This is a genomic window from Candidatus Methanomethylophilus sp. 1R26 (assembly GCF_001481295.1).
Taxonomy (GTDB): Archaea; Thermoplasmatota; Thermoplasmata; order Methanomassiliicoccales; family Methanomethylophilaceae; genus Methanomethylophilus.
Genome location: NZ_LOPS01000013.1, coordinates 1 through 16850, shown reverse-complemented (window position 1 = coordinate 16850; position 16850 = coordinate 1). Strand labels below are relative to the sequence as shown.

Here is a 16850-nt window from a genome sequence, read left to right as displayed (position 1 = left end):
GTAAATATACACAGGAGGAATATGTATGACAATAGACGATGCTAAGAAGACGAAGATGCTGTCCTACAGATGGATCATCTTCATTGTCCTGGCTATCGCGTACTTCTTCGTCTACTTCCACCGTACGACAGGAGGTGCGATATCCGATACCCTGCAGGACTCGTTCGAGGTAGGTTCGTCCTCGATCGCCCTGCTCGCATCGGCCTACCTATACGCCTATACGCTGATGCAGATACCCAGCGGGATACTCACCGACAGGATGGGGCCCAGGAAGGCCGCCAGCATATTCGTCATGCTGATTGCGCTGGGTTCCGTGCTGAGCGCCCTCGCCGATACCTTCAGCGAGTTCGACCTGATGATCGCCGGGAAGTTCCTGATAGGGATCGGCGCCGCGGTCGTATACATACCGATAATGAAGGTCCTGGCCGTATGGTACAGGAAGAACGAGTTCGCATCGATGAGCGGCGTCCTGCTCCTGGTCGGGAACGTCGGAGGCATCGCCGCAGCCACGCCGATGGTCGTGATGATGGACGGTCTGGGAATCCAGAACACCTACCTGGTCCTCGCGGTCGTCACCGCCGCCATCTCGCTGCTCTGCTGGTACTTCGTCAGGAACCACCCCTCGGAACTCGGCCTCCCGAGCATCGAGGAGATCGTCTCCGAGGAGACCGGGGAGCCCGTCACCGAGTCGACATCGGCCAAGATGGGCACCGTCGAGGCCCTGAAGCTGACGTTCGGCGGGGGCAGGAAGTTCTGGCCCCTTGCGATATGGTTCTTCTTCATGTACGGCACCATCATGCTCTGGCAGGCATCCCAGTCCGGATCGTTCTACAAGAACATCTATGACTTCTCCAATACCGAAGCGTCGCTCATGGTCACCATGGTCGGCATCGGGATGGTGTTCGGATGCCCCCTGGCAGGGATGCTTTCCGACCGCGTGTTCCACTCAAGGAAGAAGGTCATGGTGTTCGGCACTGCCGTGTACACCCTTGTCTGGGCGGTCATATGGCTGACGGCCGGCAGCGACGGCATGGACAATATGGCGGTCCAGGGAGCGATCAATTTCCTGTTCGGGTTCTTCGGCGGGTTCTTCGTGGTCTCATACGCGCAGATCAAGGAGCTCTTCCCGGTGGCCATGGCAGGTACGTCGACGGCTGCCCTGAACCTGTTCCCCTTCGCCGGAGGCGCGATACTCATCACCATAGGAGGGTTCATAATCTCCGACAAGACCCTGGGCGAGTTCCAGGACCTCTGGCTCATGGCATTCATCATGATGCTGATCGCTCTCGTGTGCGCTCTGCTCTCAGTCGAGAAGGGGCATGAGGACGAGGGTCTGAAGTTCGGGAGGAAGCCTGAGAAGAACGACTGAGGTCTGCAGTCCCCGAAACCTTTTCCGAGAGGGGCGCCCGCCCCTCTCTTTTCCGGTCCGCCGCCATTCAGGAGGGCGGCGGGCCGCGCCGGTTCATTCCGGCCTGTACAGCCCGCCGTTATCGAGCATGGAGCGCTTCATCTTCCACAGCCTGTCCGACAGGTCCACATAATAAGTCTGGGGGTTGGAGAACCTCTTGACCTCTTCCCATAGGGTGCCGATCTGCTCGGCGCAGTATTCCCTGACCTTGCCCAGCGGGGGGCAGCGATACACTTTCTTCCCGCCTTCGAACACCTTGACCTGCAGGGGCCTGACGGTGAAATCTGTCAGGGTCTTCTTCTTCCACGGGGCATCTGGGTCGAAGATGGTCAGCGGCTTGGACTGATCGATCTCCTCGTCGGCAAGGCATACGAGGTCGGCGAGCGCCCTGCCGTCGGCCTTCCCGTAGAGGCGGTAGACCTTCTTGTATCCGGGAATGGTGATCTTCGAGACGTTGTTGGAGATCTTGATCTTCGGGACTATCTGACCGTTCTCCTCCACGGCCGCCAGTTTGTAGACCCCTCCGAATACCGGGTTGCTGTGGCTGGTGATGAGCCTGTCCCCGACCCCGAAGGAATCGATGCAGGCGCCCTGCTCGATCAGGTCCTTTATGATGTACTCGTCCAGGGAGTTGGACGCGACTATCTTTATGCCGGGGAGGCCGGCCTCATCGAGCATCGCGCGGGCCCTCCTGGTAAGGAACGCAAGGTCCCCGGAATCGAGGCGGATGCCGCCCTTGGTTATGCCGGCCTCCTTGAACGCCGTTATCGCATCCGGCACGCCCCTCCCGAGGGCGTCGTATGTGTCCACCAGAAGGACGGCGTTGTCGGGGTAGAGCCGGCAGTACTGCCTGAATGCCTCGAGCTCCGAATCGAACATCAGGACCCAGCTGTGCGCCATGGTGCCGCTTGCCGGCACTCCGAACCTCTCATCGGACAGGGTGCAGGCGGTGCCTACGCACCCCCCGATGTAGGCCGCCCTCGCGCCGAGGATGGCCGCCTCCGACCCCTGAGCGCGGCGCGACCCGAATTCCGCGACGCCCCTCCCGTCGGCGGCGCGGACGATCCTGTTGGCCTTGGTGGCTATCAGGGACTGATGGTTGATGGTCATCAGGAGCAGGGTCTCCAGCATCTGGGCCTGCGGCGCAGGCGCGACCACGGTGACTATGGGCTCCATGGGGAAGATCGGCGTACCCTCTGGGACCGCATAGACGTCGCCGGAGAATCTGAATTTCCGAAGATACTCCAGGAACCTCTCGGAGAACACCCCTTTGGAGCGGAAGTATTCAATGTCCTCCTCCTCGAAATGCATGTTCTCGATGCGCTCTATGGCCTGCTCGAGCCCTGCCATGATGGCGAAACCGCCGCCGTCCGGCACATTCCTGAAGAACATGTCGAAACAGACCTTCCTATCCTCCATCCCGGATTCTAAGTAACCGTTGGCCATCGTATACTCATAGAAATCGCAGAGAAGCGAGAGGTTTTCCTTGTTCATGCTTAGTGCGGCTATGCGCCGGCCGATTTTAATTTTCTGCACGGACAGAACGGAACCTGTGTCCGCTTCTGCCGGCGGTCGCTTCAATCAACCGAACGTTTCCGCATCTCTTGAGGCGGAAAGGCGATCCATAATCAAAAAATGGCCCGAATTTCCTGCACATCAGAAGAAGATAACGGCGTATGACTGACTCGGAAATATAAAACACAGTTGATCTGTCAATTCTGTTTTACGATACGATTAAATAATGTTGGATGTATATTCCAATATGTATGAATAGTGATATTAGGCGATATAATGAAGAAGAATCATAAAATATACATTACAATTTTATCATTTGTACTCCTGATAACAACAATCGCGTATATTGCATTGGATAAGGATGAAGGATATCACGAGTATCGGAATCCAGTCAATAACGGACTCGCATCGCTCACTAAATTTGATGCGGCATGTTCCGATGCCGGCACTTCTGTAGAGGGAATAATCTTCCTTACACGGGACAAGAACTCACTGAGTGCAACCATCGTTGCCGATTTGATCGTAGGTGGGGCGGATGATATGGGGGTAGAATTCTCCATTCCTGCCGGACTTGATGTTGACAAAGTCCTATGCAGTTTCAATGATGATACTTCATCAAAATATGCTTACGTTAGAGCGTGGCCGGACGGTGGACATTCCATCTACATAGCGAAGGCCAATGGCTCTCCAGAAGTAATTACTGTCGGAGGATCCGGAACGGCTGTGATAGAGCTCCATTTGAACGGAAAAATTAAGTTGGAAGATATCAACTCGTTGGACTTCGTCATTTTAACAGCGAATAAGACGCACGATGATATCTCGATACAGATAACGCATTGATATTGTTATGATGATCAAATTGTATAGTGAAATGAATGAAAAAATTCAAAAACTAAATAGACAGTTGAAAGAAGTAAAATGACATGAAGCCCACAATCACGCTAATAGAGAATAACATTAGTTATGCACCTGAATTTAAAGGCAGATATATTGGCCATAGTCTCGAACCCTGTCCATGAACATGAACCGTTGCATTCCATCTCTTTAATGTCCTGCACAGTCTGTTGCATCACCGCCATATCGGCTATACTTCCTGGGGCATGCGAAACATCACCGGTATCCCATCGCCGTCCGTGACCCTGGCCATGTTGGTCTGTTTCAGATCCTCCCCGTCGCGGTTATGTCCCACTGCGTCTAGACATCCATTCTGGAACATGTGGACCGTGAGAATGGATGCCGTGCAACGGAATCTGTACAGAGTCTGATCGGAACGGACTGACAATACGGCAGCAGACGTCGATCGGTGTGATAAAAAAGGTGGACAGGGCGAGATTCGAACTCACGACCTCTACAATGCCAATGTAGCGATCTTCCAACTGATCTACCTGCCCAGTTGATGAACCCTTGATTATATGGTTGTATTTATAGATTCTCAAGCCGCGGAGGCTGCTGGGAGAACATAGTGCCAGTATCCGGCTCACTCTGTGTCGAGACGGGCTTGGAAACGCTGGACCTCGCCGTCTATGCGGGTAGGATACCTGCCCGTGACGCAGGCAAGGCAGAGCTCCGATTCGGGCTTGCAGCACGCCTCGACCAGGCCGGGGACGCTGATATAACCGAGGCTGTCGGCGCCGATTATCTTCCTGATCTCTTCGACATCATGCTTGTTGGCGATGAACTGGTCCCTCGTCTTCATATCGACCCCGTAATAGCAGGGGGCGATGATCGGCGGGCACCCGATCCTGACGTGGACCTCGACGGCGCCTGCGTTCCTGAGCATGGTGACAAGCTGTTTCAGAGTGGTGCCGCGGACTATGGAATCATCGACGATGACGATCTTCTTGCCGCTCACAGTGCTCTTGATGGGGTTCATCTTGGTCGCAACGGCCTTCTCCCTCTCCTTCTGGTCAGGGAGGATGAAGGTCCTCTCGGCGAAACGGTTCTTCATGAAGCCCTCCTCATACGGGACTCCGGACTCGTTCGAGAACCCGATGGCGTGCGCCCTCCCGGAATCGGGGATAGGCATGACGAGGTCGGCATCGGGGCACGGGTGCTCCCTGGCCAGGATCCTCCCGATGTTCCTGCGGACCTGGTATACGGACATGCCGTCGATGACGGAATCGGGCCTCGCGAAATAGACCCATTCGAACATGCAGTACGCCCTGTCGGCCTTTATCCTGGGAGGATAGGATTTTATGCCGTCCTTGGTCAGCTCCACTATCTCCCCCGGCATGACATCCCTGACGATCTCACCGCCGAGGGCATCGATGGCGGCGCTCTCGGAGACCACCATGTACCCGTCGTCCAGCTTCCCGATGATGAGGGGCCTGATCCCGCAGGGGTCGCGGATCCCGAACAGGCGCCCGTTGATCATGAGGCAAGGGCATATGCACAGCCGATCTCGCCCATGGTGGAGCGGATAGCAGCTACGTAATCGCCGTTCTGCCCGAGGTTCTTGCTGAGGATCTTGATGATGAGCTCTGTGTCCGAACTGGTCTGGAAGGCGGACCCGGACTCCATGTACTTCGCCTTCAGCCTGTCATAATTGGTGATGTCGCCGTTATGCGCGACGGCGATCATGCCCGCCGAAGCGACCATGGTCATAGGCTGGGCGTTCTCGATCCCCTTGGAGCCGGTGGTGGCGTACCTCACGTGCCCTATGCCTATCTTGCCCGAGAGGTTCTCGATGCGGCTTTTGGGAAGAGCGGTCTGGACAAGACCGATGTCCTTCACCGTGTTTATCTTCATCCCGTCGTAGACGGAGATCCCCGCGGAATCCTGTCCGCGGTTCTGGATGATCATCAGGACCTTCTGCAGAGAAGGTACCACGTTATGATCGGCGGCGATGCCGACTACTCCGCAGTGATGCCAAGGGCCCATGATGATCCGTTGAACTGTTTCCCTTATCCCGTCAGTCGCGGATCTTGGCCCACTCGTAGGACCTGATCCTCGCGGTCTTGCCGTAGCCGCAGGAAGCGCAGTAGCCCTTCCTGACGTTGTACGAGCGCTTCCCGCACCTGCGGCAGGGGATATGGGTCTTGAATTTGTTGTGCCTTCCCTGTGCTGCTGTACCTGCTCCCATTTCGAAGTCTCCTTTATCGTTTATACGGCCCCGCCCGCAGGTGTGCCGTCTCCGCGTCCTTCAGGCACTGTACGCCATGGCCGCGGCTTATCAGGCATGCGATAAAGCAGTCAGTATTAAAGGTTATCCTATTAAAATAGGGCCCCGGCGGAGGTCAGACGAACGCTCCGATAGCGGGCGCGTCCAGCCTGTCCATGTCGTAGAAGATCACCGCATCCCTGATGCCCCTGGCCCCGAAACCGGTGCCGAAGAACCTGTCCAGGAGGGCTGTCCTCCAGAGGATGTCCAGGACTGCCGTGGCCATGCTCCCGTAATAGGCGTTGGCCATATCGTCAGCGTACCCGTCGGCGTCGATGAGCCAGTAGACACTCCCGAGGAAGCTGTCGCGGCCGTTCAGCACCCTGATGTAGTCGGCGAGGACCTTCCTGCCCTCGTCGTTGGGGACGTTGATCCTTATGGACTGCGGGGGCGCGGAGCCTTTCCTCTCCAGGTTCCCATCGCCGTCCAGGACGTGCCAGACGATCTCGGACTCGGCGGCCGAGAATATGTTCCAGGAGAGGTCCTCGCCGCAGTATACGGGAAGGTTGACCGGATCCTCTGACGACAGCGATTCCATGGCCGCCGCACGGGCGGCATCGTTCAGGTCATTGATGTCGTACGCCGCTCCCCTGAGCGCTCCGGAAATGGACATCTCGGAATCGGAGTCGGAAAGAGCCAGTATCTGGGATATGAACCCGAGGTCCGTGAAATCGTCCAGATGCTCCGACACCGACATCCTGAGCATGGACGAATCGGCCATGACCCCGGCGGCGCGGGCATTGGCATAGAACTCCTCGTAGACCGCCGATGCGTCCTTCACCGCCTCTGAAAGCCGGTCGGAGGCGGCGGCCACTACGGCCTTCGCCTCATCCAGGGCAGAGGCACCGCGCCCTGTCCACAGCCCGCGGCAGGAAAGGTCCAGTTCCACCTGCACGCGGTCCGAGGCATAGAGGTGGTACGGGTACTGCCTGCAGTAGGTGGTCCTGTGGCCGTACACCCTGCAGCGCCGGTCCCCGTTCAGGAAGACGCAGGAACCGCAGCCTTTCTTGAGGGCGAGGGCGGTGTAGGGCTCGGGCCCTTTGGTCCTCACCAGGTCCCGGGGATGGTTCTCCTTGAAATAGGCACGCTCGGAAGGCAGGACCTCCGGCTGGCACAGACAGCACATGCCGCAGCCTTCAATGCATTCCGCCTTCTTCCCGGCAACCTCGGAATAATCGACTACGTACTCGGCCACAGACATCCCTTCCGAGGGGCTCCGCGCAGGGCTCCCCTTCTGAGACCTGTACCTGGCCCCTTATTATAACGGTATCGGGGAACACCGCGCGCATCCCGCGGTAAGGGGTGAATCCGGCCTCGAATGCAGTTTGGAGGCGTCTATCTCGGTGACCCTGCGCATATCGAAGATCGCGAAGTCGGCATCGTATCCGGGCTCTATCCTGCCCTTAGGCTGGGAGAATATCCTGCCGGGGTTCTCGGCGCCCATGGAGACCAGCAGCTCCAGGGGGATCTCCCCAGACCTCACCATCTCGGCGGCCATTGGTATCTGGGTCTCCACGCCGGGTATGCCCCCGGGCGCCGAATCGAAATCGGCCGATTTCTCATCGAGGGTGTGCGGGGCATGGTCGGAACCGAACATGTCAATGCCCCCGCGCCTGAACAGCTCCCTGAGGCCGTCGCGGGATACTTTATCCCTGATCGGCGGGTTGACCTTGTATAGGGCGCTCTCATATCTCCCGGTGAAGAACGTCAGATGGTGCATGGCCACCTCGGTGGTGAACCCCAGGCGGTGCGCCTCCTCGGCCTGAGGGGCGTTGGTGCAATGGCAGATATTGATCCTGTTGGAGCCTGAGTACCTCGCCAAACGCCTGAGCGCCGAGTACTCGGCCTCGGCAGGGCGGTCCCTTAGGTGGTCCTGGCAGCACTTCTCCTCGATGCCCTTCGCGATGAGGTCGTCGTCTTCCGCGTGCACGCTGACGACCTTCCCGGTACGGGCGACATCGGCCATAACGTCCGGGATCTCCGAGTCATCGTTGAAGAGGATGTTCCCGGTGGTCGAACCCATGAAGAGCTTGAAGGCCGGAACATACGGTGCCAGAAGCGATGCCCGGCACCCTTTTGTGAGAGCGGCGAAAAGCCCGTAGTCGGTATACGAGCGCCCGGCGACCGCGGCCTTCTTGCGCATGAGGGTATCGATATCGGTGACCGGCGGCTTGGTGTTCGGCATATCGAGGACGCAGGTGACGCCTCCGCATAGGGCTGACATGGACCCGGTCGAGAATGTCTCCTTCTGGGTCATCCCGGGGTCGCGGAAATGCACATGCGGGTCCATGAAGCCGGGGAGCACGGTCATGCTCGAGCCGAGCTCTATCCTGTCCTCCCCGCCGGACACCAGGCTCCCGACGGTGACGATCTTCCCGTCGGTTATGCCGACCTCCGTGTACTTCAGCTCCCCTCCGCGGTACATCCTGCCGCAGAGGACGGTCTCCGGCTCCTGGGTCATACCCTGACGACCTTCCCGCGCGGAGTTTCCTCGGAGAACACCTCGGCGGAGAACCTGCTGAACTCGATGACCCCGGAGAGCCAGGCATCATCCTGCAGGCCGGCCTTCTCGCATAGGTTGGAGAGGTACTCCTCGGCGTTCCATCCCTGCTCCGCCGGCACCTGCGGGAGGAATACGGCGCTGCGGCACGACTTGGCGTTGCGCCTGTAATTCAGCAGCAGACCGTCCCTGCCGAGGACGATCATCCCCGGAAGGTCCCTTGGGTCGGAATACTCTATCTTCTCGGGAGGAGTGAGGACCGATACTTCCACGATGCAGGCGGCGGGCTCGTTATCCCTGAGCGGGGGGAAGCGCGGATCGCGGCAGACGTCCCTCGCCGCATATGCGAGGGCCTGGCGGGCGGGGTAGACGGGCATGACGATCCCTATGCATCCCCTGAGCCTTCCCTCTTTCTCCAGGGTCACGAAGACGCCGCGGTTCTTGTCCATGGATGCCGGGAGGCCCTCCGGGAGCGTTATGTCCCTGCCGGCGGCCTCGGCCTCCACCACAGTCCTGGCCGCCCTGACGATGCAGGCCCCCTCGCCGTCCGTGAGCAGGCTCACTCCCCCTTGCCCTCTCCGTCCTCTTCCTTCTTCCCGGAGGCATCGGCGATATTGATCGATATGGGGGTGGGCCCGTCGGACGGCTTCTCTTTCTCCGGCCGATAGCTCCCGTATCCGCCGCGGTAGCGCGGCGCGTCAGGGTTCTTCTTGCTCCGGCAGTACTCGTTCTTCCGGCAGTACTCGATGTTCTTGCTGCGGTCGGCCATGTCGGCGAAATCCTTCATGAAATCGGGAGCGCTGCTGCTCCTGAGGAGGGAGTTGAGCGCCATCCAGGCCTCCAGGCCGGCCCCGACCAGGTGCTGCTGGAACTTCGGGTCGGTGAAGGGGCTGAATACGCGCTCCATATCCTCGTTCGCATATCTGCGGATGCGGTCCATGTCGTCTCTGATGTTCTCCCTCGCCTCGTCGGCCGCCTCGAAGGCGTAGCGGCGTTCGTCCGCATACCTGCCGCGGATGCGGTCCCTGGCCTCGCGGGAGCGCCTGTAAGCGTACTCCTCCTGGTCGCGGGCGAAGTCCGCCGCCCTGTCCCTGGCATCTCCGAAAGCGCTGTAGGCGCGGTCCGCGGCATCGTCATAAGCGGTGCGGCGCTCTCCTCCTCTGCCTCCCGGGCCATGGCCGCCCTGTATCTCTCGTCTGCCGAGGCGCGCCTCTCCTGCTCCTCGATGCGCCCGCGCATCTCCTCGAAGCGGGCCCTGTCCGCGGCCTCCTCCTCGGCCTTCCTCTTGGCGATGATCCTGTCGATCATCTCCCTGTTCTCCTCTTCGAACTTCCTGAGATCCTCGTCGTTCGCGCCGTCTGCCATGGTCATTCCTTCCTGAACTTCACTATGAGGGCCTGGCCGCCGAAGTCCGCTCCGACGATATCCGCTCCGGAAAGGGATGTCGGTAGGGACACGGTGCGTTTCTGGCTCCCTGCGTGGATTATGATAGTGTTCTCCTTGCCCTTAAAAAGTTCCACCTGGTCCTTCGGGACGAACGGCATCTTGATCCGGAGCTCGGTGAGGCCGTCCGGACCGGCGGTGAACTTCATCGGACTCTCAGAGCTGTAGGTCTCGATAGGATCCGAATCGCCGAAGATCTGGTCTGCCAGCATGCACAACCTGTCCTTGCCGCGGACCTCGGTGCTCATGAGGTATGCTTTCATGATCTTCAGTCCGGAGAAGGACTCGTCGATCATCCTCATGTAGCCGTCCTGCTCGGACAGTTTGCTTTTCATGAAGTCCCCGTCGGCATCCTCCGGGATGACCTTGTTCACGATCAGGCACTCCACGTTCTTGTTGTAGAGGCACATATAGGAATAGGAACGGCGGGTCTCGTTTATCGCCATCCTCTCGGGATTGAGGACCAGCCTCACGGTGGTTTTCTCGGAGTCCTCGAGGATCCTCTTGACCTGCTTCATCTGGTCCTTGAGCACCATGACAGAGTCCATGACCTCCTTGGTCGGCAGCGGGAAGTCCACCATGCGCCTATAGTCATCCTCGCCAGCCCCATGAGCCTGGAGACGACGGAGAAGATCTTGTCGATGTACCAGTTGGACACATCGGGGAACGAGAGCAGCCTGAGGGTCTCTCCGGTCGGAGCGGTATCGATGACCACGACATCGTACCTTCCCTCCTTCTCGAACGTCAGGACGTAGAGCAGGGCCGCCACCATCTCCATCCCCGGGAGGATCGCCATCTCGTCGGCGGTGATGCCGTCCAGACCCTGGGACAGCATGAATGCCTGGAGATAGTCGTTGATGGCGCCCCATTTGGTCTTCATCTCGTGGATTATATCGATCTCGAAGGCATCGAGGTTCGGAGCGACCGTCACGGGTTCGGCCCCCAGCCTGACATCGAGCGAGTCGCCTACCGAGTGGGCAGTGTCCACGCTCATGAGCATTGTGCGGTGGCCCTTCTGTGCCAGACGGAGCGCGGTGGCGACCGAGACGGATGTCTTGCCCACGCCCCCCTTGCCGTTGTAGATAATGAGCCTCATTGCGGCAACAGTACGGTACGCAGATTAAAACTCTAACTCGGCAAATCTGGCATGAGTTAATGAGGAGGGTCCGGAAATCTTAGGCTCCATGCTTTCTTCTTGATGCCTATGAGCTTTCCCTGTCCTCCGGTGTGCTGTACTGGGACAGCCCGAACCAGCTGAGGAAGCCCCCGCACATGCCGGACGCTGCGGACAGCGCCGCAGCTGATGCCGCACCCAACATCAAGTCGGCCATCACCGTTGGCCGGCCATCCCATTCCGCGTGAATGCGATCCCCCGCAGGAACACCTCATTCAGACAAGCTTTCTGAAAAGATGACCCCCTTAGGGCCTCAGCAAATTCCAGAACGAGTTCGAGATTGACTATATATAATTGAACTAAGCAATTTGATATCTGAATCATGATGTTAATCATGTCCCATTATTGTGTCGAAAATGAAATCAAGACACGTATAGAATGAATAGTGTGAAGAACAGGGCAATTGTGTTGGCAACACTAACCGTATTGCCCTGCTTAATTATTCTATGCATCAATGGGACAGAATCTGGGGGAGAAGTGAAAAACAATGCAGTTGAAAAACAACATATGATGCTGCCGTGTTTGTCGATGACGCGGTCAAAATGGAACAATTGAATTCTATTCATGAATTGAACTTCCGGTCTTCGGGCCGGATCCATTTCTGTGGCTGAAATGAAGAAAAAACTTGTCATTTTGGGTGCGATTGCCGTCTTGTTCGTACTGTCATTGTCCGGTCTCTATGCCATTCATGATAATTCTAGGTCGGATGTGGAGATCATATATGGTTCGGCATATGATGCCGATTGCAAATCATCGGTGAGGATCGATGACAGGAACTATCAGAACATAACGGTTGATTCCGACCTCAGCGCACATAGGAGTTCTGATGATGAGGTGACGTGCGACATCTACATCAGAGCAACCGTCAATGAAGATTACAAATACCTGCCGTTCGACCTTCATTACTCCTATAAATCGTCCATACACTCATTGATCCCGCTGGACTCAGGCAGAGATACTGACAACGGTCCTGGCATCTCATGTCTCTACAAGGATCCTGTTTCCGGGGACAGCCTTCAGTTCTATGAGTCGGACAGGGCCCTTCAGAGCATAAAATTCACAGGAACAACAGTGGTCGGAACAGAGGGCGATTTTCAATTTGCTCAGTTCGACTTGATCATCTCATATAAGATGGATATGACGTATGTAAACTCCATAGAGACACAGAAGAAGGACGAGCTTAACGGATGCAATCTGACCGGCGAAGAGAATGGGGCGGAGAAGAGCGGTACGGTCAATGCATATCTAGAACTCAACATGATTGTACCCTATGAGAGAAAGAATATCAGGACGGAGATATTGTTGGAAGGAACAGAGATTCCGGCCGAGTTCCTTACATATGAGGCGTATGTAGGCTCTGAAACAACATATCAGAGCGACAATCTCACACCGTACCTGAGAAATGACGGGATCTATATCGTCCCGCAGATTCATTACAGCATAAGCGTGAATGATACAGGCAGCCTTGTTCTCGAAATGTCTGGAACCGTCACCATATACGGACTTGATGATTCATGCAACATCACATCCAAGCAGATCATTGAATTCGAATACGGAGCGATGGGATGAACGGAACACTGCTCGTCGAAGACCTGGTGAAAACGTTCAGAGGGACCCGCGCCGTCGACAGCATCTCTTTCGCCGTCAGCAGGGGAAGTTTCACTGCACTACTGGGTCCTAACGGCTCCGGAAAGAGCACGACCCTGAAGCTGTGCACTAACATGCTGCAGCCCGATTCAGGGAGGGTCCTCCTGAACGGAATCGATGTCGCCGAGGATACGGTCGAAGCTCTGTCAGACGTCGGCTGCGTGATAGAATCTCCGGAGATCTACCCTGATGTGACCGCAAGAAGATATCTGGATTACCTTGGAAAAATCTCGGGGATGACTGCGGAAGATGCAAAATCCGAAACGGAACGTGTCCTGGGAATAGTCGGCATGTCCGACAGCCGTTCAGATAGGAGGATCGGATCCTATTCGAAGGGCATGAAACAGAGGATCGTTCTCGCTCAATCCCTGTTGGGCGATCCGGAAGTGCTTATTCTGGATGAACCCACATCGGGGCTGGATCCCAAAGGTTCGGCTGAATTCAACAGCATATTGAAAAAACTCAATCGTGAAGGGAAAACGATCCTCATGAGCTCTCACATGCTCCACGAAGTTGAGGGCCTTTGCGACAGCGCAGTGATAATCGACTGCGGCAGAACGGTCAGACGGGGCGCTATGGAGGAGATCATCCGCAGGTCCACGGTGATGATCTCGGTTATTGGCCAGATTGAGAAAGAAACCATCTCCATGGTATCCAGGATCCCCGGAGTCATCGAAGTCGGTTCATCTGGTAACGAGATGTCCATCAGGATCGATGGAGGACCGGAACTGCAGGCAGAATTGGTTAAAACATTGACTGATAGCGGAATCCGCGTATATTCAGTCTGCAAAAAGGATCCGTTGGAAGAAGTGTTCATGGATGTGACAGGAGGCAACAGCAGATGAACATGGGCATCAAATTAAACAGGCCATGATTGTAACCGGATTCGAAGGACGCAGGAAAATCCTGAGCTATAGGTTGCTGTTTCCGATGCTGTGTGCGGCCGTGATATTTGCCTTTGCATACGCCAATGGCAACGGAGAGGCATCCGGAATGAACGGTTCGGATACACAATATGCATTCCTGAGGCCGTTTATGGCTTCCGCACCGCTTGTTCTGGCCATCAGTGCCATTGTCATGTCCACTGATTCCCTTTCGGAAGAGTTCGAACGCAGGTCCGGGTTCATAACCTTCACAAAGCCCATAAGCCGGAACACGCTGTTTATCGGAAAGTTCCTGTCGGGATTCTTTCCATCGATGATCGTCCTGGCATTCTACTATGCAATAACGTTCGTCGCGTGTTTCATCGATACAGGGGACGTTCCGTCCCGCGCATTCGCCGCGATACCGCTGGCCACATTATACCTGTTGGCGATTACCGGGATATGCCTGCTGTTCAGTGCATTATCGCCGAAGGGCAGCATTGCAATGATAGTCTCATTCTTCTTGCTTATAGTCCTCCAGATATTCATGCAAAATATGAGTTTCACAACAGAGCCGTGGTACAGTATAGGGTACGAGTCCGGCATCCTCGAAAATTACGTTCTCGGTGACGTCACGGAATTCCATATCGACGGAAGCAGCGGCCTGTATACTGACGAATATCGCCCCGATACCGCATTGGCATGTTCTGTAATGTCTGTTTATGCAGTATTCTCGACGATAGTCGCCGCATTCGTCTTCAGATACAGGGACATCAAATGAGACGCCATCTCGCCTGGATCTATCTGAGACTTGCACTGTACCGAACTGCCATCGATCTTCATCACGGACAGCTGCCGAAGATCATCTCGCGGGGAGCTTCGCACAGTCCAAGTTCGTTTGGACCCGGAGCCCGGCCAGGCCTTCGGAAGGTGTCGGGAGCATCCTGCCCGAGCACCCATTCACATTGCCGGCACTGCTCCCATGTGTCTCTTCCTGTCGGAAACCGGACCGCAGATCGAGTCCGTACCGGCATGGCCGGATGTTCAAGAAGCACGAATCGCAATGTCGGAGATGCATATCTAACATTGCCGAGTCTGGGTCAAAATGGAATCTGCCGGCACAGCCGGGCTTCCGGATCGGCCGCCAACGGGCAGCGGGAACCATCACGGAATTCTGGAATAATGGAAAGTTGGTGCCGGGAGAGGGGTTCGAACCCTCGGCCTTCGGATTTCCCTGGTGAGGTCAGTTATTAAACCAAACCCTATGAGTCCGACGCTCTACCAGGCTGAGCCATCCCGGCGCTGAATCGCCCCATCCTCTCAGGGTTTATAACCCTATTGGATGGGCGGAAGAGGTTTGGATCCCGCAGGCCTGCGCCTGCGGGGAAATCACTCCTTGGTCTCCTCAGCAGTGGCCTCTGCAGGGGCTTCGGCGGCCTCTGCGGGAGCCTCCTCTGCAGGAGCTTCCTCGGGCTGGGGGGCCTCGATGATGGGGTCGGGCTCTCCCTCTCCCTTCCTGAGGACCTCGGTCTTGCGGATCTCGACCCTCTTGATGGGGACGATGACATGGCATGCCTTGGCGGTGTCCTTGGACATGTCTCCGGAGATGACGGCCTTCACAACATCGGACAGCTTCTTGTCTTTGGCGAAGCTCACCAGGTACTCCCCGATGGCGGCGCGCATGGCGTCCTCCTGGGAAGACTGGATCCTGCGGTCGGCGATGGCCATCGTCTTGATCCTCACGACATAGCCGTCGGCGGTGGTGACATCGACGACGTGGTCGGTCTTGGTCTTCTTCCTGCGGGTGAGCCTGCGGACGTGGTCGGCGGCGAACTCATGGCCGATGAACTCGGTCTTGGCCTCGTGCCCGTCCACTCCGACGATCTTGAACTTCAGCTTGATGTGCATCCTGGTGAGGTCGCCAGTCAGGTCCTTGACGGTGATCTCCACCTTCCTGTTCATGAGGGCCTCGGGGTCGACCGCGGGGGTCTCTCCGACGACGACCTCATTGAACATGCGGGGAGCGTGAATCTGGTACCACTCCTTCGCCTTCCATTTGTCCTTGCTCTTCCTGCCGCCTGCGGTCTTCGCTGCGGGCGCGGACTTCTTCGTATCCTTAGCGGGCTCTGCGGCAGCCGCTGCCTTGTCGGCGGCGGCCTTGGCCTCTGCGGCCCTCTTCTCTGCTCCGGGTGCTGCCATTTCGGTGACTCCTATTGCTGTCGCCTATCTTCGGAGCGTATAAAAAGATTACCAGAGAGGTCCGAATTTAGGAATTCATCTTCCGAACAACATCCAGATGTTGAAAAATTCACCTAAAAATATAATAAATTCCATCAATGGGTGGTACCGCTATTATTTATAACATTCTCATCAGGAGACGCTCCGGCAGAAGCAGCGCCTGCATCTCCGGTCTTCTCCCCGAGTGCGGCGCGCATCTTCCGGACGCAGTCCTCGGCGTTCTCCGAGAACACATCTGCGCCGATCTCGTCTGCCCAATCCTGGGTCACGGGACCGCCGCCGACATTGGTGATGACCTTCCCTTTGAGGCCCCTGTCGGCCATCATCTCCTCCAAGCGCCTCTGGTTGACCATGGTGGAGGTCATGAGCGCGGACGTCCCCACCGCCACCGCGCCGTCGTCCTCCACAGCATCTGCGATGAACTTAACACGCACATCGCGCCCCAGATTGACGACCGAGAACCCGGCGGCCTGCAGGAGGGCGGCGCAGATGTCCTTGCCGATGGAATGGATATCCCCCTCTATGGTGCAGATGACGAACTTCCCCAGCATCGACCCGTCAGCGGGGCTGCCCAGATGGGGAGTCAGGATATCCACTCCGGCCTTCATCGCACTGCCGGCGGCCATAAGCTGAGGGAGCATGATCTCCCTGCGGTCGTACTGCCTCCCTATCTCCTTGATGCCGGCCGTGAATCCGTTTGTGATCAGGGATATCAGATCGAGCCCTCCGGCCAGGGCCCTTTCCGATATATCGCGGGCAGCCGCTGCGCTGTAATTCATCACCGCTCTCCGGGCGGCGCGTTCAGCGTCCTCCTGGGTCAACATCGGAGCTCAGAGCGCTTGAGTGCCTTTATAGAACACTCCGAAAAGGTTCGGATCCGCAGGGATCCGATAAAATAAAAA

Annotated in this window: 17 protein-coding genes, 2 tRNA genes and 1 pseudogene; 6 read left to right on the top strand and 14 right to left on the bottom strand. The window is 56.9% G+C overall.

Features of this window, described 5'->3' with window-relative positions; all coding sequences use genetic code 11:
* Nucleotides 1-25 precede the first annotated feature (25 nt).
* Nucleotides 26-1369 carry an MFS transporter gene (locus AUQ37_RS02585; protein WP_235584836.1) on the top strand — a complete coding sequence of 448 codons (1344 nt, stop codon included), beginning with the start codon at nucleotides 26-28 and terminating at the stop codon, nucleotides 1367-1369.
* Between the two features lie 93 nt (nucleotides 1370-1462).
* Here AUQ37_RS02585 and AUQ37_RS02580 read toward each other — a convergent pair whose 3' ends face one another.
* Nucleotides 1463-2902 carry a nicotinate phosphoribosyltransferase gene (locus AUQ37_RS02580; protein WP_058747289.1) on the bottom strand — a complete coding sequence of 480 codons (1440 nt, stop codon included), beginning with the start codon at nucleotides 2900-2902 and terminating at the stop codon, nucleotides 1463-1465.
* A 297-nt stretch (nucleotides 2903-3199) separates the two neighbouring features.
* Here AUQ37_RS02580 and AUQ37_RS02575 point away from each other — a divergent pair, with 297 nt between their 5' ends.
* Nucleotides 3200-3763 (top strand): hypothetical protein, encoded by a 564-nt coding sequence (locus tag AUQ37_RS02575; RefSeq protein ID WP_058747288.1) that lies wholly within the window; start codon nucleotides 3200-3202, stop codon nucleotides 3761-3763.
* Between the two features lie 478 nt (nucleotides 3764-4241).
* Here the strand turns inward: AUQ37_RS02575 and AUQ37_RS02565 are convergent.
* The 7 genes and pseudogenes from AUQ37_RS02565 to AUQ37_RS02535 all read right to left on the bottom strand — a co-directional run bounded on the left by AUQ37_RS02565 (nucleotide 4242) and on the right by AUQ37_RS02535 (nucleotide 9523).
* Nucleotides 4242-4314 (bottom strand) — tRNA-Ala (locus tag AUQ37_RS02565).
* An 86-nt stretch (nucleotides 4315-4400) separates the two neighbouring features.
* Nucleotides 4401-5803: pseudogene (gene purF, locus AUQ37_RS13405) on the bottom strand (amidophosphoribosyltransferase).
* 31 nt (nucleotides 5804-5834) lie between these two features.
* A complete protein-coding gene (locus tag AUQ37_RS02555; protein ID WP_058747286.1) occupies nucleotides 5835-6005 on the bottom strand; it encodes a 50S ribosomal protein L37e in 171 nt (56 codons plus the stop codon).
* Between the two features lie 154 nt (nucleotides 6006-6159).
* Complete coding sequence (locus AUQ37_RS02550; RefSeq protein ID WP_235584833.1) at nucleotides 6160-7284, bottom strand: YkgJ family cysteine cluster protein; 1125 nt, start codon at nucleotides 7282-7284, stop codon at nucleotides 6160-6162.
* A 57-nt stretch (nucleotides 7285-7341) separates the two neighbouring features.
* Nucleotides 7342-8544 carry a dihydroorotase family protein gene (locus tag AUQ37_RS02545; protein WP_201013660.1) on the bottom strand — a complete coding sequence of 401 codons (1203 nt, stop codon included), beginning with the start codon at nucleotides 8542-8544 and terminating at the stop codon, nucleotides 7342-7344.
* Nucleotides 8541-9146, bottom strand: coding sequence for a TIGR00296 family protein (locus AUQ37_RS02540; protein ID WP_058747285.1), 606 nt, complete (start codon nucleotides 9144-9146; stop codon nucleotides 8541-8543). Before AUQ37_RS02540 ends, AUQ37_RS02545 begins: the two co-directional genes overlap by 4 nt.
* On the bottom strand, nucleotides 9143-9523 hold the full coding sequence (locus tag AUQ37_RS02535) for a hypothetical protein (RefSeq protein ID WP_058747284.1): 381 nt from the start codon (nucleotides 9521-9523) through the stop codon (nucleotides 9143-9145). Before AUQ37_RS02535 ends, AUQ37_RS02540 begins: the two co-directional genes overlap by 4 nt.
* Nucleotides 9524-9757: 234 nt before the next feature.
* Here AUQ37_RS02535 and AUQ37_RS02530 point away from each other — a divergent pair, with 234 nt between their 5' ends.
* Nucleotides 9758-9964 carry a hypothetical protein gene (locus tag AUQ37_RS02530; protein WP_058747283.1) on the top strand — a complete coding sequence of 69 codons (207 nt, stop codon included), beginning with the start codon at nucleotides 9758-9760 and terminating at the stop codon, nucleotides 9962-9964.
* Here the strand turns inward: AUQ37_RS02530 and AUQ37_RS12835 are convergent.
* From AUQ37_RS12835 to AUQ37_RS12830, 3 genes are all read right to left on the bottom strand, one after another.
* Nucleotides 9951-10607: an ArsA family ATPase gene (locus AUQ37_RS12835; protein ID WP_201013659.1), complete on the bottom strand. Its 657-nt coding sequence runs from the start codon at nucleotides 10605-10607 to the stop codon at nucleotides 9951-9953. The two genes, AUQ37_RS02530 and AUQ37_RS12835, sit on opposite strands and share 14 nt — an antisense overlap.
* The gene (locus AUQ37_RS10630; protein ID WP_201013658.1) at nucleotides 10541-11122 is read right to left on the bottom strand and encodes an ArsA family ATPase; all 582 of its coding nucleotides are present in this window, start codon (nucleotides 11120-11122) and stop codon (nucleotides 10541-10543) included. The genes AUQ37_RS12835 and AUQ37_RS10630 overlap by 67 nt, the downstream gene beginning before the upstream one ends.
* A gap of 106 nt (nucleotides 11123-11228) precedes the next feature.
* Nucleotides 11229-11357: a hypothetical protein gene (locus tag AUQ37_RS12830; RefSeq protein WP_255354869.1), complete on the bottom strand. Its 129-nt coding sequence runs from the start codon at nucleotides 11355-11357 to the stop codon at nucleotides 11229-11231.
* A 446-nt stretch (nucleotides 11358-11803) separates the two neighbouring features.
* On the opposite strand from AUQ37_RS12830, the gene AUQ37_RS02515 reads away from it, so the two are divergent.
* From AUQ37_RS02515 to AUQ37_RS02505, 3 genes are read left to right on the top strand one after another with little or no spacing between them, the layout of a single operon-like run.
* Nucleotides 11804-12769, top strand: coding sequence for a hypothetical protein (locus AUQ37_RS02515; RefSeq protein ID WP_157844256.1), 966 nt, complete (start codon nucleotides 11804-11806; stop codon nucleotides 12767-12769).
* The gene (locus AUQ37_RS02510) at nucleotides 12766-13692 is read left to right on the top strand and encodes an ABC transporter ATP-binding protein (protein WP_058747280.1); all 927 of its coding nucleotides are present in this window, start codon (nucleotides 12766-12768) and stop codon (nucleotides 13690-13692) included. The genes AUQ37_RS02515 and AUQ37_RS02510 overlap by 4 nt, the downstream gene beginning before the upstream one ends.
* 25 nt (nucleotides 13693-13717) lie before the next feature.
* The gene (locus tag AUQ37_RS02505; protein WP_058747279.1) at nucleotides 13718-14491 is read left to right on the top strand and encodes an ABC transporter permease; all 774 of its coding nucleotides are present in this window, start codon (nucleotides 13718-13720) and stop codon (nucleotides 14489-14491) included.
* A gap of 410 nt (nucleotides 14492-14901) precedes the next feature.
* On the opposite strand, the gene AUQ37_RS02500 is transcribed toward AUQ37_RS02505, so the two are convergent.
* The 3 genes from AUQ37_RS02500 to AUQ37_RS02490 all read right to left on the bottom strand — a co-directional run bounded on the left by AUQ37_RS02500 (nucleotide 14902) and on the right by AUQ37_RS02490 (nucleotide 16772).
* Nucleotides 14902-15011, bottom strand: a tRNA-Met gene (locus tag AUQ37_RS02500).
* Between the two features lie 88 nt (nucleotides 15012-15099).
* Entirely contained in the window at nucleotides 15100-15909 is an 810-nt protein-coding gene (locus AUQ37_RS02495) for a 30S ribosomal protein S3ae (RefSeq protein ID WP_058747278.1), read from the bottom strand.
* 134 nt (nucleotides 15910-16043) lie between these two features.
* Nucleotides 16044-16772: a B12-binding domain-containing protein gene (locus AUQ37_RS02490; protein WP_235584832.1), complete on the bottom strand. Its 729-nt coding sequence runs from the start codon at nucleotides 16770-16772 to the stop codon at nucleotides 16044-16046.
* Between the last annotated feature and the right edge of the window lie 78 nt (nucleotides 16773-16850).